The sequence below is a fragment of the Achromobacter sp. 2789STDY5608615 genome, from assembly GCF_001298995.1.
Classification (GTDB): Bacteria; Pseudomonadota; Gammaproteobacteria; order Burkholderiales; family Burkholderiaceae_B; genus Achromobacter; species Achromobacter insuavis.
Genome location: NZ_CYTY01000027.1, coordinates 1 through 21,159 on the forward strand (window position 1 = coordinate 1; position 21,159 = coordinate 21,159).

A 21,159-nucleotide genomic window follows, 5' to 3' on the forward strand; every position below is an offset into this window, starting at 1 on the left:
CCCCGCCCCCCCCATGCCCCCGCCGCCCCCCCCCAGGAACGCCTGCGCGTCGGCCTGTCCGACCCCGACACCAAGCTGGTGCTGCCGTGGTTCGTGACGACGCTGACCGATGCCGTCAACCAGGGCAAGTCGGCGAACGAGACCGGCAAGGCGCTGCTGGACGGCCTCTGAACGCCGGCTCGCAGGCACGCGCCACGCGCTGGCGGGTCATAGCTCGTTGAGCGATTTCTCCCGCAGTTTTTCCACCAGGAACTCCACCAGCGAGCGGACCTTGCCGGCCATCAGCCGCTGGTGCGTCATCAGGGCGAACACCGGCCGGGGCGGCGTTTCCGAAGCCACCATCAAGGGCCGCAGGCGGCCCGCCGCGACGTGGTCGGCGATGGCCCAGGCCGGCGCGTAGACGATGCCGGCGCCGGCCGCGGCGGCGGTGACCACGCCATCCACGGTGTTCGAGCGCATGCGGGTCGGCACCCGCACGACGGTGGGCTTGCCCTTGTCCATCAGCGTCCACATGTCCTCGGTCGCCAGGTGGCTGTACACCAGGCCGTCGTGTTGCGCCAGGTCCTGCAGGCTGCGGGGCGTGCCGCGCCGCGCCAGGTAATCGGGCGAGGCGCTCAGCACCCAGCGGATGGACCCCAGGCGCCGCGCGACGAGGCTGGAGCTGGGCTGCTCGCCCACCAGCACCGCGAGGTCGATGCCCTCTTCCAGCAGGTTGACGGGGCGGTCCAGCAGGTGCAGGTCGAGCGTGACCTTCGGATGCCGCATCAGGAACTTCGCCAGCAGCGGCTGCAAATGCACGCGCCCGTACAGCGTCGGCGCCGTGACGCGCAGCCGGCCGGAGGGATCGGCGGCGTCGATCCGCATGCTGCTTTCCAGTTCGTCCATGTCGGCCAGGAGGCGCTTGGCCTCGGCGTAATAGCGCTGGCCCGCCTCGGTCAGGCGCAGCGCCCGGGTCGAGCGCACCAGCAGCCGCGTGCCGAGACGTTCCTCCAGCGCGCTGATGTGGCGGCTGACCGAGGCCAGTGACACCCCGCTGACGCGCGACGCGCCGCTGAGACTGCCCTGGTCCACCGCCGCCACCAGCAGCGCCATGCCTTCCGATCGGTTCACCCTGCCCTCGCTTTGCGGCCCTTGCCGCCGGGATGTCATGCGGCTCCAGTATTTCATATCTGCAAGGCTGCTTTACGGGTTTTGCTATTCACTGCAAGGATCACCACTTCCATACTGGGGCCCGTTTTCCCGACACCCGTATGCCGCAATGTCTTCACCCGCCGCTTTTCCCCCACGCCCCTGACACCCGCCGCGCGCCGTTACGCGATGCTGGCCGTGTCCCTGTCGATCTCGATGGCGACGCTCGATACCTCGATGACGAACACGGCGCTGCCGTCGATGGCCGCGCAGCTCGGCGTTGGCGCCGCCGACGTGATCGGCGTGGTCACGATCTATCAGCTGGTCATGGTGGCGACGATGCTGCCGCTGGCCGCGCTGGCCGGAAAGATCGGCCACCGGCGGGTGTTCCTGCCGGCGCTGTGGCTGTTCCTGGCCGCCTCCGTCTGGTGCGGCGCGGCGCAGTCGCTGTGGTCGCTGGAGGCGGCCCGGGCCGCGCAGGGCCTGGCCGCCGCGGCGCTGATGGGCTGCAACATGGCGCTGGTGAGCGCCATCTACCGCAAGGAGGAACTGGGCCGGGGCATGGGCCTGAACGCCATGATCGCGGCCGCCTCGCTGGCGGGCGGGCCGGTGCTGGCGTCGGCGATGCTGACGGTGCTGAGCTGGCACTGGCTGTTCTATGTGAACGTGCCCTTCTGTCTGGTGGCGCTGGCGCTGGCCGGCCGGCACCTGCCCAGGTTGCCGGGCGACGGCAAGGCGCTCGATGCCGGCGCGGCGCTGCTGTGCGCGCTGGCGTTCGGGCTGGCGGTGCTGGGCCTGGAGCGCGCGGCGCAGCCGGACTGGGCCACCGCCCTGATCTGGGGCTGCGGCGCGCTGAGCTGGGCGCTGCTGCTGCGCCGCGAACGCCTGAGCGCGCACGCCATCGTGCCGCTGGACCTGCTGCGCCTGGCGCCCTTCTCGCTGGCCGTGCTGGTGTGCGTGCTGGCTTTCGCGGCGCAGGGCGCGGCCATGGTGGCGCTGCCTTTCCTGCTGAACCAGACGCTGGGGCGCGACATCGCCGAGGTCGGGATGCTGATCGCGCCCTGGCCGGTGATGGGGGCCTGCCTGGCGCCGTTCTCGGGCAAGTGGTCGGACCGGATGTCCGCCAGCCTGCTGGGCATGGTCGGCCTGGCGCTGCTGGCCGCCGGCCTGCTGGCGGTGAGCGCGCTGCCGGCCGGCGCGCCGATGTGGGCGGTGATGCTGCCGATGGCGTTGTGCGGCACGGGGTTCGGGCTGTTCCTGTCGCCCAACCAGCGCTTCATCATGTTCAGCGTGCCGGCGCACCGCGCCAGTGTGGCCAGCGGCCTGTCCGGCCTGGCGCGGCTGCTGGGCCAGACGATGGGCGCGGCCTTCGTGGCGGCGTGCTTTGTGTTCAACGCCCGCGCCGGCGCCACCTGGGCCTTGTGGGTGGCGGTCGGGTTCGCGCTGGCGGGAAGCCTGGCCAGCGCCCTGCTCGAACGCCTTGCGCGGCGCTCGCGGCAGGCGCTGGCGGCCTCGTAGCGGCCCGGCGGCGCTCACCGCCCGGCGTCGCGTACCGTCCCGCAGCGCTCAGGCCGGGTGCCGCGCCAGGAAGTCCTGGATGGCGTCAAGGTAGCGCCGCGGCTGCGTCTTCCACTCCTCCACCAGGGTGGCCGCGGGCGCCAGTTGCGCCAGCTCCAGCGAGACGGCGCGCGGATGCAGCGGGTCGTTGCCGCCCAGGATCAGCAGCGGAATCGGGTTGCGCCGCACGAAGTCGCGGCTGACGCTGAAGACGAAATCGCCGCCGAACAGGTTGTGCCGCAGGCCTTCCAGGGCCCGTTCGTCGATGGCGGGGTCGCGCTGGCGCACGGTGTCGGCCCATTGGTCGAAGGACTCGCCGCGCTTGCCCTCCGACCCGGCGATGCCGATGGGCTGTTGCAGGATCGCCGACGCCACGCGTTCCGGCGCCAGTTCGCACAGCTTGAGCGCGAACGACGAGCCGATGCAGGAGCCGATCACGTGGAAGCGCTGCACGCCCAGCGCGTCCAGCAGGCCCAGGTGATCCAGCGCATAGGTGGTCCAGCCGTCGCTGGCCAGCACCGGCGCGCGCGAGCGGCCGGCGTTGCGCTGGTCCGGGGCGATCACGCGGTAACGGCTGGCGAGCGCGGCCACCGGATCCGGATACTCGCGCGGCCGGCCGTCGCGCGTCACGCGCCACAGTTCGCGGTGCGACAGCATGCCGCCGGGGGCCAGCGCCAGCACGGCGTCGCCCTGGCCCTGGATGTCGAAATGCAGTTCGGCGTTGCCGATGTTCAGGATGGGCATGGCGGCCTCTTGGGCGTCAGTGAAGCGTTATTGCAGCGCCACGCCGCTGTCACGCAGCAGCGCCGGGAATTTGAGGGCGTCGCTGACGATGCGGTCGGCGAAGGCCCGCGGCTGGTCGGCGATCGGCTCGAAACCGATGGCCAGCAGGCGCGCGCGGAAGTCCGGTTCGGTGACGGCCTGGCGCACCGCGCGCCAGACGTCGTCGACGACTTCCGGCGCGGTGCCGGCCGGCGCCAGCAGGCCGAACCAGCCGGTGTCGCCCTCCATCTTCAGCCCGACCTGCGCCGCCGTCGGCACCTGCGGCACGGTGTCGCTGCGGTTGTCCTGCAGCACGGCGAGCGCGCGCACCTGGCCGTTGGCGATCAGGCTGGAGACGGCGGGCAGCGCCACGATGGCGGCGTCGATCTCGCCGCCCAGCAGCGCCACCACCGCCGGCCCCGCCCCCTTGTACGGCACGTGCTGCACGGTGCCCTGCACTTGCTGCTGCAGGCGGGTGAGCGCGCGATGGTTGCTGTTGCCGTAGCCCGGGGTACCGATATTGACGACATGCCGGCTGGCCGCGTCGCGCAGGCCGGCGATGTCGCGGACCGGCGAATCGGCGCGCACCACGATCACCGGCGGCGTGGCCGCCACGATGCTGATGGGCGCGAAGCTCTTGACCGGGTCATAGTTGATGGTGCCCTGGAACAGGGTCTGGTTGGCCACCAGCATGTCGCCGGTCAGCAGCAGGGTATAGCCGTCGGGCGCGGCGCGCGCCACCTGGTCGGCGGCGATGTTGCCGCCGGCGCCGGCGCGGTTCTCGACGATGACAGGCACCTTCCACAGCGCCCCGAGCCGCTCGGCCAGGCCACGCCCGAGCACGTCCATGGCGCCGCCGGGGGCCAGCGGCAGCACCAGGCGCACGGGTTTGTCGGGATAGGCGGCGCTGGCCGGAACCATCGCGCCCAACAGGAATGCCACCGCCAGGCCTTGCACCCGGGTCCAGAAACGAGAGAACTTCACACCGCACGCTCCACAAAGCCCGCGGGCGTCCGGCGCCGCGCGGCGCCGGCCTCGGCCACCCCTTCGGTGTCGATCGCCCGCTTTACACAGCAAACAGGCTAAGAGGCGCGCCATTCGGCGCCAACGAAGGATTCCAACTATGGATATGCGGGCGTCGCCGCCCCATCCGCCGCCCGGGCGTCCCGATCCCGCCGCCTATCGATCCGCTGTCTATCAATCTTTAGGCAGGCTTCATAACACCGCGTTATCGCAGGCGTCGCGCCGCTCGCCGAAAACCTGAAAAAAACCCTTTCATTTCAATTACTTGAGAACGGAATGCGAAAACCCGCCGCAGCCTTCCCATAGTGGATTTCCCTGGGTCCCCGGCGCCTGGGCGCGCTGGCATTCTTTGGCCACCGCAGCACCTGGACGCACACAGAGACGAGGTCGTGTCATGCCGAGACCAGTTCACCTTTCCCCCCCACGGCCCACCGCAGGCGGGCCGCGCATCGAGCCCACCCCCAAGCCAACCCGTATGACTTGCGCGGGCCTCGCATGATCCGCCAGATCCTCAACCGCTTCACGATCTCGCTGCCCGTCCTGCTGGGCGTGGTGGTGGTGTGCTTCGTGCTCCTGCAGGTCGCGCCGGCCGATCCGGCCGCCGTGATCGCCGGCCCCACCGCCACCGCCGAGGAACTGGCGCAGGTGCGCCAGGAACTGGGCCTGGACAAGTCGATCGTCCAGCAGTTGTCGCTGTACGTGTGGCGCCTGCTGCACCTGGACCTGGGCCGCTCGATGATCTCCAACGTGCCCGTCATCGACGAGATCGGCGCCACCATCGGCGCGACCGCCGAGCTGATGCTGGCCAGCGTGGTCTGGTCGATCCCGCTGGCGATCCTGCTGGGCACGCTGGCCGCCTACCGCCGCGGCAAGCTGACCGACCGTTTCGTCATGACGCTGTCGGTGGTGGGCGTGTCGCTGCCGGTGTTCTGGGTCGGCCTGCTGCTGGTGCAGCACATCGGCGGCGCCGGCATCCTGCCGTACATCGGCCGCAACGGCCCGATCTGGACCCTGGCCGGCCTGCAATCGCTGGCGCTGCCCGCGCTGACGCTGGGATCGGTGCTGATCGGACCGGTGGCGCGCATCACCCGCACCGCGGTGATCGAGACGCTCAGCGGTGACTACGTGCGCACCGCGCGCGCCAAGGGCGCCGGCGAACGCCGCGTGCTGCTGCGCCACGCCCTGCGCAACGCGCTGCTGCCGATCGTGACGCTGGTGGGCCTGCAGGTGGGCAACCTGCTGGGCGGCGCGGTGGTCACCGAGCAGATCTATTCCTGGCCGGGCGTGGGCCGCATGGCCGTCGGCGCCATCTTCGCCGGCGACTTCCCGCTGGCCCAGGGCGCGATCCTGGTGACGGCGCTGGGCTTCATCCTCATCAACCTGATCGTGGATCTGCTCTACGGCTACCTGGATCCGCGAGGCAACAAATCATGAGCGCAGGCACCACTTCCTCATTGGGCGGGCTGCCGCCCCAGGCCATGGCCACGCCGCTGGCGCGCATCGCGTCGCGCCTGCGCCGCGACCCGATCCTGCTGCTGTCGCTGCTGGCGGTGATCGCCATCGTGCTGGTGGCGCTGCTGGCGCCCTGGCTGGCGCCGCACGATCCGTATTCGACCAACATGGCCATCGCCCGCAAGGCGCCGGGCTGGACCTCGGCCGACGGCATCCGGTATCTGCTGGGCACCGACGTGCAGGGCCGCGACATCCTGTCGCGCGTGATCTACGGCATCCGCGCCACGCTGATGCTGAGCGTGCTGGCGGTGATCGGCGGCTCGGGCCTGGGCGCCCTGCTCGGCATCCTGGCCGCCTACTACCGTCCGCTGGAAGGCGTCATCATGCGCGTGGTCGACGTGCTGCTGTCGTTCCCGGCGATCCTGTTCGGCCTGAGCCTGTCGGCGCTGATGGGCCCGGGCACCACCAGCATGGTGCTGGCGCTGGGGATCTCGGCGATTCCCGGCATGGCGCGCATCGCGCGCGGCTCGGCCATGGTGGTGATGAAGCAGGAATACATGGAAGCCGGCCACGCCATGGGCTTCGGCAACTTCTACCTGATCACGCGCTATCTGCTGCCGAACTGCTCGTCGATGCTGATGATCTACGCCACCCTGCAACTGGGCCACACCATCCTGCTGGGCTCGGTGCTGTCGTTCCTGGGGCTGGGGCCGCAACCGCCGTTCGCGGAGCTGGGCAGCATGGCCGCCGACGGCCGCAAGTTCCTGCAGATCTTCCCGCACATCTCGACCATTCCCACGATGACCATCTTCTTCATCGTGCTCGCCTTCAACCTGCTGGGCGGCAGCCTGCGCGACGCGCTCGATCCCAAGCTGCGGTTCTGAACCGCGGCCCGCCCGGCCACACACCACAAACCACACAGGGGAACCGCAACATGAAGATCATCCAGGGACTGGCCCTCGCGCCGCTGGCCTTGACCTGCCTGCTGGCCGCGCCCGCGCCGGCGCTGGCGCAGGCCGAAAAGACCGTCCTGATCCTGCGCGAGCTGGACACCGACAAGTACGACCCGCACCGCACCACCGCGCGCGGCGCGGCCGAGGTGCTGTTCATGGCCGCCGACACCATGGTGGGCCTGGACTACGACATGAAGACGCCGGTGCCGGCGCTGGCCAAGAGCTGGACCCTCTCGCCCGACGGCCTGACCTACACCTTCAACCTGCGCGACGACGTGACGTTCTGCAGCGGCCGCAAGATGACGGCCAAGGACGTGGTCGCCAGCTACACCCGCTGGCTGGACCCGGAAACCAAGGGCCTGGAGCGCTGGCGCGCCGGTCCGGTCGACAGCATCACCGCGCCGGACGACGTCACCGTGGTCTACAAGCTGAAGAAGCCCTACAACGAGCTGCTGCAGCAGATGGCGCACTACATGCACTCGGTCATCAACATCGACCAGGTCAAGGCGCTGGGCCCGGACTACGGCGTCAAGGCCTTCGACGGCACCGGCCCGTACTGCTTCCAGAGCTGGTCGCCGCGCAACGAAGTGGTGCTGACCCGCCACGCCGGCTACAAGTGGGGCCCGGCGATCTACAAGGACCCGACGCCCAAGGTCGACAAGATCGTCTGGAAGATCGTGCCCGAGGAAAGCACCCGCCTGACCGCGCTGCAAAGCGGCCAGGCCGATCTGTCGCGCTACCTGCCGCAATGGTCGATCAAGGACCTGAAGGCCGACAAGCGCCTGTTCGTCAGCAAGGCCGACCCGTTCTACTGGACCTTCTTCCTGGGCTTCAAGATCGACAAGCCGATGCTGACGGACGTGAACGTGCGTCGCGCCCTCAACCTGGCGATCAACCGCAAGGCGCTGACCGAGGCCATCACCTTCGGCGAGGCGGTGCCCGCCACCAGCATGCTGGCCACCAGCACCCCGGCCGGTTCCAACGACGCCTACCGCTACGACCCCGCCGCCGCCAACAAGCTGCTGGACGAGGCCGGCTGGAAGATGGGCAAGGACGGCTACCGCTACAAGGACGGCCAGAAGCTGTCGCTGCTGCACTACGGCATCACCGGCTACTGGAAGGACATCATGGAAGCGGTGCAGGGCGACATGAAGAAGGTCGGCGCCGACCTGCGCGTGCAGCTGTTCGACTCGACCTCGGCCTGGGGCAAGCTGGCCACGCAGGAGTTCGACGAGTTCAGCATGAGCTTCGGCTACATGAGCACCGGCGAGGCGCTCAACAGCTACTTCCTGTCCAACAGCATCCCGACCCCGAACCGCATGAACTGGAAGGACGCCGACACCGACCGCTGGCTGGCCGAGGGCAGCGAGGCGCTGGACGCCAAGAGCGGCGACGCCATCCTGTCCAAGGCGCTGACCAAGATCTCCGACGGCGCGGCGTGGATTCCGCTGTACCACGACTCGCTCTACCTGGTGGGCGGGCCGCGCCTGAAGCCGATGCGCGCGCACGGCATCTTCGGCGCCGCCGCCTACAAGGGCCTGGACATCGAGTTGAAGTAAGCCGCATCGGGCGGCGCGGCCCCCGCCGCGCCGCCCTTCCCCTGATTCCGCAGCACAGAGAGTCTCCCGTGAGCGACACCAATCAAGCCAGCATCACCCATTTCAAGCAGCTCGCCACCCTGGTGGCCTGGGACGAGGCGCTGGGCTCGCACGTCTATATCGAGAACGCCGACCTGGTGATGCGCGGCAACACCGTCATCCATGCCGGCAAGGACTATGCCGGCCCGGCCGACCGGGTCGTGGCCGGCAACGGCCTGATGGCGATGCCGGGCCTGGTGAACGTCCACAGCCACCCCTCTTCCGAGCCGGGCAACCGCGGCCTGCTGGAGGAACTGGGCAGCGACAAGCTGGGCCAGAGCTCGCTGTACGAATACATGCCGGTGTTCCGCACCGGCATCGAGACGGCGCAGTATTCCAACCAGGTGGCGATGGCCGAGATGCTGCTGAGCGGCGTGACCACCTTCGTGGACATGTCGCTGCCGCGCCCCGGCTGGGCCGACGTGGTGGCGGCGGCCGGCATCCGCGGGGTGCTGGGCCCGATGTTCCGCTCGGCCGCCTGGCGCACCAACGACGGCCATTCGGTCGAATACACCTGGGACGAGGCGGCGGCGCAGAAGTCGTTCGAGGCCGCCCTGGCGGTGGCCGACAGCGCCATCAACCACCCCAGCGGCCGCCTGGGCGCCATGCTGTGCCCCTCGCAGGTCGACACCTGCTCGCCCGAACTGCTCAAGGCGGCGCAGGCCGCCGCGCGCCGCCTGGGCATCCCGATGCAGATCCACGCCGCGCAGAGCGTGGTCGAGTTCTCGGAGATGACGCGCCGCCACGGCCGCACGCCGATCGAATGGCTCGACGACCAGGGCCTGCTGGATGGCGACCTCATCATCGGCCACGGCATCTTCCTGAACGACCACCGCGCGCTGTACTGGCCGCATGCCGACGACTTCGGCCTGCTGCAACGCTCGGGCGCGCATGTGGCGCACTGTCCGACGGTGTTCGTGCGGCGCGGCATCGCGCTGAGCTTCCTGGGCCGCTACCTGCGCGCCGGCATCAACGTCGGCATCGGCACCGACACCTTCCCGCACAACATGCTCGATGAGATGCGGCTGGCCTGCTACGTGGCCCGCCTGCAGGCCGGCCACTTCCGCGCCGCCTCCACCGAGGAAGTGTTCAACGCCGCCACGATCAACGGCGCCCGCATGCTGGGCCGCGACGACATCGGCCGCATCGCGGTCGGCGGCAAGGCCGACTTCTCGCTGGTCGACCTGTCGCATCCGTACATGCGGCCCGGCCGCGAGCCGCTGCGCAGCCTGATCTATTCGGCCGGCGACCGCGCCATCCGCGACGTCTATGTGGACGGCGCCCAGGTGGTCAAGGACGGCAAGCTGCTGACCATCGACATCGAGCGCGCCATGCAGGAGGTGGAACGCGCCCAGGCGCAGACCATCGCGACCGTGGCGCAGCGCGACTACGCCGGCCGCGACATCGACGCCATGTCGCCGCGCGTCTTTCCCAGCCGCGCCTGACGGAGACTCCCCATGACCGAGACCTTACTGGCGGTGCAGGGCCTGCGCGTGGAATTCGGCGCCCGCGCCCAGCCCTACCGGGCGGTGAAGTCGCTGGACTTCACCATTGGCCGCGGCGAAACGGTGGCGCTGGTGGGCGAGTCCGGCTCCGGCAAATCGGTGACCGCGCTGTCGATCCTGCGCCTGATCGAACGCGCCGGCGGCCGCATCGCCGGCGGCAGCGCCCGCTTCATGCCGCGCGACGGCGGCGAAGTGGATCTGTTCGGGCTGGAGGAATCGGCCCTGCGGCGCATCCGCGGCAACGAGATCTCGATGATCTTCCAGGAGCCGATGACCTCGCTCAACCCGGTGATGACGGTCGGCGACCAGCTGGCCGAAGTCTATCTGCTGCACCAGGACATCTCGCGCCAGCAAGCCTGGCGGCGCGCCCAGGAGATGCTGGCGGCGGTGAAGATGTCCGAGCCCGAGCGCCGCATGACGCAGTACCCGGGCGACCTGTCCGGCGGCATGCGCCAGCGCGTGATGATCGCGATGGCGCTGGCCTGCCGGCCGCAGCTCCTGATCGCCGACGAACCGACCACCGCGCTCGACGTCACGGTGCAGGCCGAGATCATCGACCTGATCCGCGACCTGCAGCGCGAGGTCGGCATGGCCGTGCTGTTCATCACGCACGACATGGGCGTGGTGGCCGAGATCGCCGACCGCGTGGTGGTGATGCGGCACGGCGACAAGATCGAGGAAAGCGCCACGGCGACGCTGTTCGAGGCGCCCGCCCAACCCTACACGCGCGACCTGCTGGCCGCGGTGCCGCGGCTGGGCGATGGCTCCCCCGACGAGGCCGCGGTGCGGGAGCGCCCGGCCGTGCTGGAAGTGGCGGGCCTGGCCAAGCGCTTTCCGGTCAAGGCCGGCGCCTTCGGCAAGGTGGTGGCCAACGTGCACGCGGTCGAGGGCGTGTCGTTCGATTTGCGCGCCGGCGAGACGCTGGCGCTGGTGGGCGAGTCCGGCTCGGGCAAGTCGACCACCGGGCGCCTGCTGATGAAGCTGGTGCAGCCGAGCGCCGGCTCGATCCGCCTGGCCGGCCAGGACGTCACCCACATGACGCCCGAGCAGATGCGCGCGATGCGGCGCCACATCCAGATGATCTTCCAGGATCCGTACGCGTCGCTCAACCCGCGCCTGCACGCCTGGGACCTGGTCAGCGAGCCGCTCAAGGTGCATGGCGGCCACAGCCGCGAGCAGCGCCGCGAGCGCGCCGCCCAGTTGCTGGAACGGGTCAGCCTGCCGCGCGAATTCCTGGACCGCTACGCCCACCAGTTCTCGGGCGGCCAGCGCCAGCGCCTGTGCATCGCCCGCGCGCTGAGCGTGAATCCCAAGATCATCGTGGCCGACGAGCCGGTGTCGGCGCTGGACGTGTCGGTGCAGGCGCGCGTGATCGAGCTGATGAAGGAGCTGCAGGCCGAGATGGGCCTGTCGTACCTGTTCATCTCGCACGACATCGCGGTGGTGGAAAAGGTCAGCCACCGCGTGGCGGTGATGTACATGGGCCAGATCGTCGAGATCGGCCCGACCCAGGAAGTGCTGCACCGGCCGCGCCATCCCTATACGCAACGCCTGCTGTCGGCGGTGCCGGTGCCCGATCCGGCGCGGCGCCACCAGCGCAGCGTGCGCGCGGCGCGCGAGATCCCCAGCCCGATCCGCAAGATCGGCGACGATCCGGTGGTGACGCAACTGGTGCAGGTGGCCGCCGGCCACTACGTGCAACAGGCGGCCTGACGCCGCCGCGCGGCGGCCCCGTCAGCGACGGGCGCCGCCGGGCCGCCTACGCGCGGCCGAAGATCCGGCCGACCGCCATGGCCACGGCGGCCTGGGTCGGTTCCACCACCGGCAGGCCGCAGGCCGCTTCCAGCCGCGCGCGCAGGTCCGCCATGCCGGCGCATCCCATGATCAGCACGTCGGCGCCATGGGCGTCGCGCAGGGTCTTGCCCACCGTCACCATGCGCTGGAACGCCAGTTCGGCGTCGGCCAGGTCGCTCACGCGCAGGTCCAGCGCCAGTTCGCCGCAGATGCGGTCGGCCACGCCCATGGCGCGGAAGTAGCGCAGGTGGCGCGGGATGGCGGCGCCGGCGATGGCGATGACACCGACGCGGGCGCCGATGCTCATGGCTGTCAGCACCGAGCATTCGCCGATGCCCAGCACCGGCGCCGGCACCAGGTCGCGCAGGCCATGCAGCCCCGGATCGCTGAAGCAGGCCACGATGACGGCGTCGGCCGCGGCCGCTTCGCGCCGCACCAGCTCGGCCATGGGCGCGATGCTGGCGTCGGCCTCGGCCTGATTCTGGATGCCGGCCGGCCCGCCGGTGGACGTCAGGCAGCGGAAATCCAGCGGCAGGTGGCGGAACGGCTCGACCGCGCGGCCGATGGCCTCGGTCACCTTGTCCAGGGAATTCGGGTTTACGAGGAGAATGCGGGCGTTGGGCACGATTGAGTAGAATCCTTGCAATAGAGGCGGGCCGGCAAGCGCCGGCGCACCGCCCAGGTCAAGAGGAAAGCACGCAGCATGTCTGAATTACCCGGAAAGGTCCGGTCTTCCGCGCCGTTGAATCTGCGCCAGATCGAGGTATTCCACGCCATCATGATCACGGGCTCGTTGAGCGCGGCCGGGCGGCTGCTGCACGTGACCCAGCCGGCCATCAGCCGGGTGCTGGCATCGATCGAACTGCGCCTGGGCTATGCGCTGTTCGAGCGTTTCAAGGGCCGCCTGCATCCCACCAAGGAAGCGCGCAAGCTGTTCCAGGAAGTGGAATCGATCCAGGCCGGCGTCAACCGCCTGAACGACATGGCCGCGGGCCTGGCCGGCCACGGCGGCGGCCTGGTCAGCGTGGTGTCCAGCCCCAGCTTCGGCGAATGGCTGATCCCGGCGGCGACCGCGAAGTTCTGCGCCCGCAACCCCGGCGTGCGCATCCGCTACCGGCCGCTGGGCATGGACGCGCTGCTGCCGCAGCTGCTGCTGGGCTACGCCGACATCGCCATCTCCATCTTCAAGCCGGAACATCCCAACCTGATCACCACCGAGCTGGCGCAGGGCGAAATCGTCTGCGTGCTGCCGGCGGGCCACCGCCTGGCGCGCGAAAGCGTGATCCAGCCGGGCATGCTGGCCGGCGAGATGCTGGTGGGCTACAGCCGCGACACGCCGCTGGGCGAGACGCTTTGCGCGCATCTGGACCCGCAGGGCCACGACACCCTGGCCCCGGCGATCGAGGTGCGCTCGTCGCAGACCGCGTGCTCGTTCGTGCGCCAGGGCGTCGGCGTGGCGCTGGTGGACTCGTATGGCCTGACCGATGCCCTGATGCACGGGCTGGTGGTGCGCCGCGTCGAGCCGGCGATCCCGCTGTTCGTGTACGTGTCTCATTCCCGGATCGAACCGCCCCCGTCCATCGCCAAGGCCTTCCTGACGCAGTTTTCCCAGATCGTCAAAAAGGAATTGCCCGCGATGACGCAGGCAATCCTCAAGCGGGCCTAGTCGATTTCCGCCACCGGCAGCGGTTCGCCGGCGCCGGTGCGCTCGATGATCAGCTTGTAGTGCTGCGGGCTGCGGTGCTTGGCGAAGTTGAAGACGTGGTCGCGGAAGGTCTGGCCCATGCCCAGGTCGATGCGGGCGGTGATGACTTCGTCTTCCTCGCCGCTGGAGCGGGCCACGATCTCGCCCGACGGCGCCACGATCATGGAGCTGCCGATCATGTGGTGGCCATCCTCGTGGCCGCACTTGGCCGCGGCGGCGACCCACACCGCGTTCTGGTAGGCGCTGGCCTGCAGCACGATCTCATGGGTGGTGGTGCGCAGGTGCGCCGGCTCGTTCCAGTGGATGTTCAGCGACGGCGTGTTGTAGCCCAGCACGATCAGCTCGGCGCTTTGCAGCGACATCACGCGGTAGGTCTCGGGCCAGCGGCGGTCGTTGCACAGGCACATGCCGATCTTGACGTCGTTGGTCTCCCAGACGCCGAAGCCCAGGTCGCCGACCTCGAAGAACTTCTTCTCCAGATGCTGGAACGGCGCCTCCGGCTTGTGGTCGGAATGGCCCGGCAGGTGGATCTTGCGGTACTTGCCGATGATCTTGGCCTGGCGGTCGACCAGGATGGCGGTGTTGAACTGGCGGCCTTCCGGGGTCAGTTCGGCATAGCCCAGGTAAAAGCCGATGCCGAGCTCGCGCGCGGTGTCGAACAGCGGCTGCACGTCGGCGTTGGGCATGCTCTTTTCGAAGAAGCGATCGACCGCCTCGGCGTCTTCCATCCAGTAGCGCGGGAAGAAAGTGGTCAGCGCCAATTCGGGAAAGACCACGAACTCGGCCTTGCGGGCCGCGGCCTCGCGCATCATCTCGACGAGGCGGCGGACCACCACCGCGCGGGTGTCGGCCAGGTTGACGGCGCCCATCTGGGCGACCGCGAGGTCCATTTTGCGCGCATGGGTTGCGTTGCTCACGATGTCAGTCTCCGGGGTTCTATCGCTATGCGTTGAGGGCCGTGTCGCTCAGGACTCGATCACGGCCGGGAAAATCTTGCGCAGCAAGGCGGCGCGCGGGCTGATCTCGCGCGCCTTCTGCAGCGGGGCGGGCAGGCCGCGGGCGATGAACTGGCCGCGGCCGCGCTCGGCGCGCAGCACGCCGTCGTCCACGATCACTTCGCCGCGGCTGATCACCGTGGTGGGCCAGCCGGTGACCTGGCGGCCTTCATAGGGCGTGTAGCCGACCGCGTCGTGCAGGTCGGCGGCGCGCAGGGTCACGCTCTTTTCCGGATCCCAGATCGCGATGTCGGCGTCCGCGCCCACCGCCAGCGTGCCCTTCTTCGGGTACAGGCCGTACATGCGGGCGTGGTTGGTCGAGGTCAGCGCCACGAACTGCTGCAGCGTCAGGCGGCCGCTGCGCACGCCTTCGGAAAACAGCAGCGGCATGCGCACTTCCAGGCCCGGCAGGCCGTTGGCGATCTGCTTGAAGGTGGTGGCGTCGCCGGCCGGCAGCTTGCCGGATTCGTCGTAACGGTACGGCGCGTGGTCGGACGACAGCAGCGCCAGCGTGCCGCTGTCCAGGCTTTGCCACAGCGCCTGTTGCGACACCGGGTCGCGCGGCGGCGGGCTGCAGCAGAACTTGGCGCCCTCGACGCCGGGGATGTCGATGTCCTCGGCGGTCAGCAGCAGGTAGTGCGGGCAGGTCTCGCCGTATACCGGCGCGCCCAGCGTCTGCGCGGCGTGGATCGCCTGCGCGCCGCCCTGGGTCGAGACGTGCACGATCAGCACCGGCACTTCCAGCACCGCGGCCAGGCTGATGGCGCGTTGCGTGGCCTCGTTTTCCGCGATCGGGTCGTGGCTGACGGCGTGGTACTTGGGTGCGGTGTGGCCGGCCGCCAGCAGGTGGCGCGCGATCCAGCTGATGACGTCGTTGTTCTCGGCGTGCACCATCGGCAGCGCGCCCTCGCGCGCGGCGATGGCGAACACGTCCAGCAGCTGGCGGTCGTCCAGCTTGAGCTTGTCGTAGGTCATGAAGACCTTGAACGAGGTGATGCCGGCGCGGATCAGCTCGGGCAGGTCGCGGTTCAGGGTCTCGGGCGTGGGGTCCGAGATGATCAGGTGGTAGCTGTAGTCGATCACCGACTTCTCGGCGGCCGAGGCGGCGTAGGCGTCGGCGACCTGGCGCAACGACTGGCCGCGATGCTGGGCGGCGAACGGCACGATGGTGGTGTTGCCGCCGTGGGCCGCCGAGATCGAGGCGGTGTGCCAGTCGTCGGCGCACAGCACGCCCATGCTGGACAGCTGCTCCACGTGGCAGTGGCTGTCGATGCCGCCGGGCATGACCAGCCGGCCGGCCGCGTCGATGGCGCGGCGGCCTGCCGGCAGCGAGGACGCGGTCGCGGCGATGGCGCCGTCCACGATGCCGATGTCGCCGACGAAGTCGGCGTCGGCCGTGACGATGCGGCCGTTGTGCAAGGTCAGATCGAAGTCTGTCATCAAGAATAGTCCCAACGCATGGCCCGGCGCGCCGTGGCGGGCCTGGCAGGAGGCACCATCATGCATGGGTCCGTGCGATTCGGAAATGACGGGAAGCCGCCGCGCCAGGCCGCGGACGGGCGCCGAACCGAAACGCTAACGCCCTGATTCCATGGACTATTTCCTTACAGCACAGCGAACGGCCGGCCACCACGCATAACGCTGGATCATGGAGGCTGTGCAAAGTTTTATATCGGGTTTCCCCGTGGCGCGGCCGCGCGGCGCGCCGGGGATCGCGGCCGCGCGGCCCGCTGTCGCGGGACTGTCACATTGCGGCGTCACCATCGCGCATCATGACGACCCCAGCGGCAGCGGCCGACTACCAAACCGACATTTCCGGCCTGATCTGCGCGTTCCGGTTCGCGGGCGGCGGCCCCGCGGCCGAAATCGCCTCGCCGGCGGTCGCCGACCTGCTGGCGCGCCTCGCGGCCGACGGCGCGGCGCCCGACGACGGCCACTTCCTGTGGCTGCACCTGAACCTGTCGCAGGCCGGCTGCGTGCGCTGGCTGCAGGCCCACCTGGACCTGCCCGACACCTTCATCGCGATGCTGGGCGGGGAAGCCCATTCGACCCGCATCGAGCAGCAGGAAGGCGCGCTGGTGGCGGTGTTCAATGACGTCATCTTCGATTTCGACCGCACCCCGGCGCAGGTCTCGACGCTGTGGGTCTGCGCCCATCGCAAGCTGCTGGTGACCCTGCGGCGCAAGCCGCTGCGCTCGCTCGACCGCCTGCGCGAACACGTGCGGCGCGGCGAACCGTTCGGCTCGCCGGCCGAACTGCTGGCGCACCTGATGCGCGACCAGGCCGACCTGATGATGGAGATCGTGCGCAAGGCCAGCGTCGACGTCGACGGCATCGAGGATCATTTCCTGGCCGCGCGCGGCGGCCCCGGACGCCTGGACCTGGCCGCCACCCGCCGGGTGCTGGTGCGGCTGCAGCGCACGCTGGCGCCGGAGCCCGGCTCGGTGTTCCGCCTGCTGGCGCGCCCGCCGGCCTGGCTGCGGCCGCGCGACGTGCAGGAACTGCGCGAATCGACCGAGGAATTCTCGGTGGTGCTGGGCGACATGGCCGGCCTGGTCGAGCGCATCAAGCTGCTGCAGGAAGAGATGACGGCGCGGCTCGATGAACAGAACAACCGCACCCTGTTCACGCTGACGCTGGTGACGGTGCTGGCGCTGCCGATCAACATCATGGCGGGCCTGTTCGGCATGAACGTGGGCGGCATTCCGCTGTCGGACGACCACCACGGCTTCTGGATCATCTGCGTGCTGGTCGCGGCCTTCACGGGATTCGTGGCGTGGCTGGCGTTCCGCCGCCGGCGCGCGGGCTGACGCGGGCCGGCTACTGGTAGCGTTCGCGGTAACCCACGGGCGACATGCCGCAGTACTTGTTGAAGATGTCGCGGAACGCCTTGGTGTCGTTGTAGCCGACCTCGTACATCACTTCCGACACGCTCTTGCGCGAGCTTTCCAGGCGCCGCTTGGCGGCCTCGACGCGCACGCGCTGCACGTACTCGACGATGCTGTTGCCGGTGGCCTGGCGAAAGCGCCGTTCCAGCGTGCGGCGGCCGAGCGCGTGGCGGTCGGCCAGGTCCTCGACGGTGATCTTCTCGGTGTAGCGGCTTTCGATGAAGTCCTGCACCGCGCGCACCACCTGGTCGGCGTGCGCCTTCTGCCCCATGAACACCGAGAACGGCAGCTGGCTCTGGCGGCTCCAGTCGAGCTGGAAGTACTTGGCGCACCAGATGGCGGTGTCGCGGTCGGTGTATTTCTCGATCAGGTGCAGCACCAGGTGCGCGGCCGAGAACGCGCCGCCGCTGGTGTAGATGCCGTTGCCGGAATGGACCACGCGGTCGATGCTCCAATCCACCGCCGGGAACAGGCTGGCGTACAGGTTGCGCGCCGCCCAGTGCACCACCGCCTGCTGGCCGTCGAGCAGGCCGCCGGCGGCCAGCAGCGCCGCGCCCAGGCACAGGCTGGCGACCTCGCCGCCGCCGCGGTAGTGGCGGGCGATCCATTCGACCAGTTCACGGTTGGACAGCACCACGTCCGACACCGCGCCCAGCAGCGGCGGCGCGATGCAGATGTCGATATCGCGGGCCTCGTCCAGCACCAGGTCGGCCTGCACCGTGATGCGGCCGTCGTCCAGGCTGACCTGGCGCGTGGCGGCCAGCGTGCGCACCTGGAATTGCGGCGCGCGCCCCTGCGCGGCCAGGTACTCGTTGGCCACCAGGAAGCCGTGCCGGGCCGTTTCCAGCGACGCGATATTGGCGCCGGCCGGCAGCAGGAAGGCGATGTTTTTCATGCCCACCAGCATACGCCGGAGACCTGTCGCAATCCACCCTCAAGAATGTCGCAATCGCCTATCTGAAAGCGCCGCCGATCCCGATACAGTGACAACTACCGGCATCGCTGCCGGCGCGGCCGCCGCGACGATGCGGGCTTGCGGGCGGCGCGTACAACAACACGGAGTCAAGGAGCATCTGATGGAACAGTACATAGACGGTTACCTGCTGAGCGTGCCCAAGGCCAACATCGAGGCCTATCGCAAGCTGGCCGAGCAGGCCGGTTCGATCTGGCTGGAATACGGCGCGCTGGAATTCCGCGAGTGCGTGGCGGACGACATCGACGGCGAGGGCTTCGGCTCGTTCAGCGCCGCCGCCAGCGCGCGCGAGGGCGAGACGGTGGTGTTTTCGTGGATCGCGTTCGCCAGCAAGGCCGAACGCGACCGCATCAACGCCAAGGTCATGGCCGACCCGCGCCTGACGGGCATGTCCTGCGAGGGCGTGTTCGATTTCAAGCGCATGTGCTGGGGCGGCTTCAGCACCCTGGTGAGCAAGTCGGCTCGCGCTTGAAAAAAAATCGAGGCGGCCTGTCGATCCCGGCGCCGCCCATTCGTCGTGGCAACAGGACGGGCCGGAACGCGCAGGCGTCCCCCCGACCCGTCCCCAAGTACCCCAACCTCAATCCCGGTTTTCGGAGACACATCATGGGCACCCCCCGCAAAGCAAGCGATTCCCGACGGCATGCACACCCTGACCCCGCACATCGTGTGCGAAGGCGCCTCGGATGCGATTGCCTTCTACCGCAAGGCGTTCGACGCCAAGGAACTGACGCGCCTGCCGGCCCCCGGCGGCAAGGTGATGCATGCCGCCCTCCGCATCGGCGATTCGGTGGTGATGCTGATGGATGACTTCCCCGAATGGGGCAGCCTGGGGCCCAAGGCGCTCAAGGGCTCGCCGGTGACGCTGCACCTGTACGTGCAGGATGTGGATGCCGCCATCAAGCAGGCGGTGGCGGCGGGCGCGCAGGTCACCATGCCGGCGGCCGACATGTTCTGGGGCGACCGCTACGGCCAGGTGGTGGATCCGTTCGGCCACCGCTGGTCGATCGCCACCCACAAGGAAGACCTGACGCCCGAGGAAATCCAGCGCAACATGGCGCAGATGGGCGAGATGGAAGGCTGCGGCGACCCCTCGAAGAAGCCGGGCTGAGGCGCCGCGGCAAGCGCCCGTCCGGCGCGCGTCGGACATGCGTCCGGACGCGCGCGGGCGGACGCGCCGCCCGAAGCCGCGTCAGGCCGTGTACGGCCCCAGGAAGTCCAGCTTGCCGATCGGCACGCCGGCGTGGCGCAGGATGTCGTAGGCGGTGGTGACGTGGAAGTAGAAATTCGGCAGCGCGAACGTCAGCAGGTAGGCGTCGCCCTGGAATTCGGGCTTGAACTCGCCGAAGCTGAGCGTGACCTTGCGGCCCTCGGCGCCTTCCAGCGCCTCGGCCGGCACCGAACGCAGGTAGGCGATGGTGTCGGCGACGCGCTTCTGCAGCTGCTCGAACGTGGTTTCCTCGTCGGGAAACTTGGGCGATTCGACCTGCGACAGGCGCTGCGCGGCGAACTTGGAGGCGTCGCTGGCGCGCTGCACCTGGCCCGACAGCGGATACATGTCGGGGGCCAGGCGGGCGTTGACCAGCTCGGCCGGATCGATGCCGTTGGCGGCCGCGTGGGCGGCGCCCTTTTCCAGCAGCGTGGCCAGCACGCTCAAACCGCGGATGAAGACAGGCACCGAGGCCTGGTACATGGACAGGGACATGATGATGAGTTCCGAATAGGCTTGCCCGGCCGGGCGCCGGGAACGGCGCCCGATCCGCGGGCGTGGCGCGATGTTAGCGCCGCGCCGCGACGGCCGGCCGGCGCCGGAGACGACATGTCTGTTTCCGTTTTCTGAACAATAACGCGCCGGCCCGCATCCGGCCATCCCCGCGCGCTGCCGGGAGGCCGCGTCGCCCTAGGCGGCCACGCGCCGCTGGCCCTGGAAGAACCGCCAGATCAGCGCCGAGGCGTCGGGGCCGCTGCGCGCGTGATAGCGCACCGACGCATCGCCGCCGCTCCAGCCGTGCTCGACCCGCGTGATCTCGCACAGGCGCAGCACCGTCTTGCGGCCGCGCAACAGATCGACGCGGCGATAGGCCTTCTCGGTGCCCAGGCCCAGCACCCGCTCGACCGGCGGCTCGTCCGCGGCGAGCCCGTTCAGGGCGCGGAACTGCTCGAACAACTGCCTGGCGTTGCGCGGCGCCACCGCCGGATCCATCTGCCCCTGCAGGATCATTGCCGGCATGCCGAGCGTGAACGCGGCCGGATCCGCGACGCCCTGCAACAGCGGCAGCAGCGGCTTGACCGAGCCGCGGCGCATCGTGTTCAGGCCGGCCGCGGCGTTATGGGCGTCGCCCAGCACCGGCCCGGAATGCATCGCCAGCGCGGCGATCAGGGCGGGATGGCGCAGCGCCACCAGCGCGGCCATGCTGGCGCCGGCCGACAGGCCGGCGATGTAGACGCGCTCGGGGTCCAGCCCGTGGCGCGCCACCTCGGCCTGGATCAGGGCGGCGATCAGGTCGGCCTCGGCGCCGCCGTGCTGCGCGTCGGGCTGGAACCAGCGCCAGCAGCGCTGCACCTGCCGCGTCATCGATTGCTGCGGATACAGCACCATGAATCCGCCGGCGTCGGCCCACTGGTTCATGCGCGAACCGCGAGCGAAAGACAGCGCGGTCTGGCGGCAACCATGCAGCATCACCACCAGCGGCATGCCCTGGCGCGGCGCGGCCAGCGGCGTGTAACGGGCGAAAGACAGGCTGCGGCCATGGGCGTCGGTGAATTGCCGCGAGGCTTCCCAGCGGC

At 69.6% G+C, this 21,159-nt stretch carries 19 protein-coding genes; 10 read left to right on the plus strand and 9 right to left on the minus strand.

The genetic code is table 11. The features are described 5' to 3' along the window. Positions 1–207: 207 nt before the first annotated feature. Positions 208–1,110, minus strand: coding sequence for a LysR family transcriptional regulator (locus AOZ49_RS21320; RefSeq protein ID WP_231690408.1), 903 nt, complete (start codon positions 1,108–1,110; stop codon positions 208–210). A gap of 207 nt (positions 1,111–1,317) precedes the next feature. Between AOZ49_RS21320 and AOZ49_RS21325 the strand changes: the two genes are divergently transcribed. Continuing rightward, positions 1,318–2,646, plus strand: a complete 1,329-nt coding sequence (locus tag AOZ49_RS21325; RefSeq protein WP_054431764.1) for an MFS transporter — start codon at positions 1,318–1,320, stop codon at positions 2,644–2,646. 48 nt (positions 2,647–2,694) lie between these two features. On the opposite strand, the gene AOZ49_RS21330 is transcribed toward AOZ49_RS21325, so the two are convergent. Together AOZ49_RS21330 and AOZ49_RS21335 are read right to left on the minus strand one after the other, a co-directional pair. Further along, on the minus strand, positions 2,695–3,429 hold the full coding sequence (locus AOZ49_RS21330; RefSeq protein ID WP_054477622.1) for an alpha/beta fold hydrolase: 735 nt from the start codon (positions 3,427–3,429) through the stop codon (positions 2,695–2,697). Positions 3,430–3,456: 27 nt separating this feature from the next. Continuing rightward, positions 3,457–4,431, minus strand: a complete 975-nt coding sequence (locus AOZ49_RS21335; protein WP_054477624.1) for a Bug family tripartite tricarboxylate transporter substrate binding protein — start codon at positions 4,429–4,431, stop codon at positions 3,457–3,459. Between the two features lie 534 nt (positions 4,432–4,965). On the opposite strand from AOZ49_RS21335, the gene AOZ49_RS21340 reads away from it, so the two are divergent. From AOZ49_RS21340 to AOZ49_RS21360, 5 genes are all read left to right on the plus strand, one after another. After that, complete coding sequence (locus AOZ49_RS21340; protein ID WP_054431766.1) at positions 4,966–5,904, plus strand: ABC transporter permease; 939 nt, start codon at positions 4,966–4,968, stop codon at positions 5,902–5,904. Beyond that, positions 5,901–6,806, plus strand: coding sequence for an ABC transporter permease (locus tag AOZ49_RS21345; RefSeq protein ID WP_054477626.1), 906 nt, complete (start codon positions 5,901–5,903; stop codon positions 6,804–6,806). The genes AOZ49_RS21340 and AOZ49_RS21345 overlap by 4 nt, the downstream gene beginning before the upstream one ends. Before the next feature lie 50 nt (positions 6,807–6,856). Beyond that, complete coding sequence (locus AOZ49_RS21350) at positions 6,857–8,434, plus strand: ABC transporter substrate-binding protein (RefSeq protein WP_054477628.1); 1,578 nt, start codon at positions 6,857–6,859, stop codon at positions 8,432–8,434. Between the two features lie 68 nt (positions 8,435–8,502). Next, on the plus strand, positions 8,503–9,957 hold the full coding sequence (locus AOZ49_RS21355; RefSeq protein ID WP_054460532.1) for an amidohydrolase family protein: 1,455 nt from the start codon (positions 8,503–8,505) through the stop codon (positions 9,955–9,957). Positions 9,958–9,969: 12 nt separating this feature from the next. Beyond that, on the plus strand, positions 9,970–11,730 hold the full coding sequence (locus AOZ49_RS21360) for an ABC transporter ATP-binding protein (RefSeq protein ID WP_054477630.1): 1,761 nt from the start codon (positions 9,970–9,972) through the stop codon (positions 11,728–11,730). A 46-nt stretch (positions 11,731–11,776) separates the two neighbouring features. Here AOZ49_RS21360 and AOZ49_RS21365 read toward each other — a convergent pair whose 3' ends face one another. Next, on the minus strand, positions 11,777–12,436 hold the full coding sequence (locus AOZ49_RS21365; RefSeq protein ID WP_054431771.1) for an aspartate/glutamate racemase family protein: 660 nt from the start codon (positions 12,434–12,436) through the stop codon (positions 11,777–11,779). A 78-nt stretch (positions 12,437–12,514) separates the two neighbouring features. Here AOZ49_RS21365 and AOZ49_RS21370 point away from each other — a divergent pair, with 78 nt between their 5' ends. Next, positions 12,515–13,477, plus strand: a complete 963-nt coding sequence (locus tag AOZ49_RS21370) for a LysR family transcriptional regulator (RefSeq protein ID WP_054477633.1) — start codon at positions 12,515–12,517, stop codon at positions 13,475–13,477. Here the strand turns inward: AOZ49_RS21370 and AOZ49_RS21375 are convergent. After that, entirely contained in the window at positions 13,474–14,406 is a 933-nt protein-coding gene (locus AOZ49_RS21375; protein ID WP_156333501.1) for an N-carbamoyl-D-amino-acid hydrolase, read from the minus strand. The two genes, AOZ49_RS21370 and AOZ49_RS21375, sit on opposite strands and share 4 nt — an antisense overlap. 75 nt (positions 14,407–14,481) lie before the next feature. Then, the gene (gene hydA / locus AOZ49_RS21380; RefSeq protein ID WP_054477638.1) at positions 14,482–15,951 is read right to left on the minus strand and encodes a dihydropyrimidinase; all 1,470 of its coding nucleotides are present in this window, start codon (positions 15,949–15,951) and stop codon (positions 14,482–14,484) included. A gap of 332 nt (positions 15,952–16,283) precedes the next feature. Here hydA and AOZ49_RS21385 point away from each other — a divergent pair, with 332 nt between their 5' ends. Then, positions 16,284–17,321, plus strand: a complete 1,038-nt coding sequence (locus AOZ49_RS21385; protein WP_054460531.1) for a transporter — start codon at positions 16,284–16,286, stop codon at positions 17,319–17,321. A 10-nt stretch (positions 17,322–17,331) separates the two neighbouring features. On the opposite strand, the gene AOZ49_RS21390 is transcribed toward AOZ49_RS21385, so the two are convergent. Continuing rightward, entirely contained in the window at positions 17,332–18,306 is a 975-nt protein-coding gene (locus AOZ49_RS21390) for a GlxA family transcriptional regulator (RefSeq protein ID WP_054460529.1), read from the minus strand. Positions 18,307–18,475: 169 nt separating this feature from the next. Here AOZ49_RS21390 and AOZ49_RS21395 point away from each other — a divergent pair, with 169 nt between their 5' ends. Together AOZ49_RS21395 and AOZ49_RS21400 are read left to right on the plus strand one after the other, a co-directional pair. Further along, positions 18,476–18,844: a DUF1428 domain-containing protein gene (locus AOZ49_RS21395; protein ID WP_054431777.1), complete on the plus strand. Its 369-nt coding sequence runs from the start codon at positions 18,476–18,478 to the stop codon at positions 18,842–18,844. A 171-nt stretch (positions 18,845–19,015) separates the two neighbouring features. After that, positions 19,016–19,483, plus strand: a complete 468-nt coding sequence (locus tag AOZ49_RS21400) for a VOC family protein (RefSeq protein ID WP_054477640.1) — start codon at positions 19,016–19,018, stop codon at positions 19,481–19,483. A gap of 81 nt (positions 19,484–19,564) precedes the next feature. Here AOZ49_RS21400 and AOZ49_RS21405 read toward each other — a convergent pair whose 3' ends face one another. Next, complete coding sequence (locus tag AOZ49_RS21405) at positions 19,565–20,077, minus strand: DUF1993 domain-containing protein (RefSeq protein WP_054431779.1); 513 nt, start codon at positions 20,075–20,077, stop codon at positions 19,565–19,567. A gap of 195 nt (positions 20,078–20,272) precedes the next feature. After that, a partial coding sequence (locus tag AOZ49_RS21410; protein WP_054477642.1) for an extracellular catalytic domain type 1 short-chain-length polyhydroxyalkanoate depolymerase occupies positions 20,273–21,159 on the minus strand: 887 nt, incomplete at its 5' end.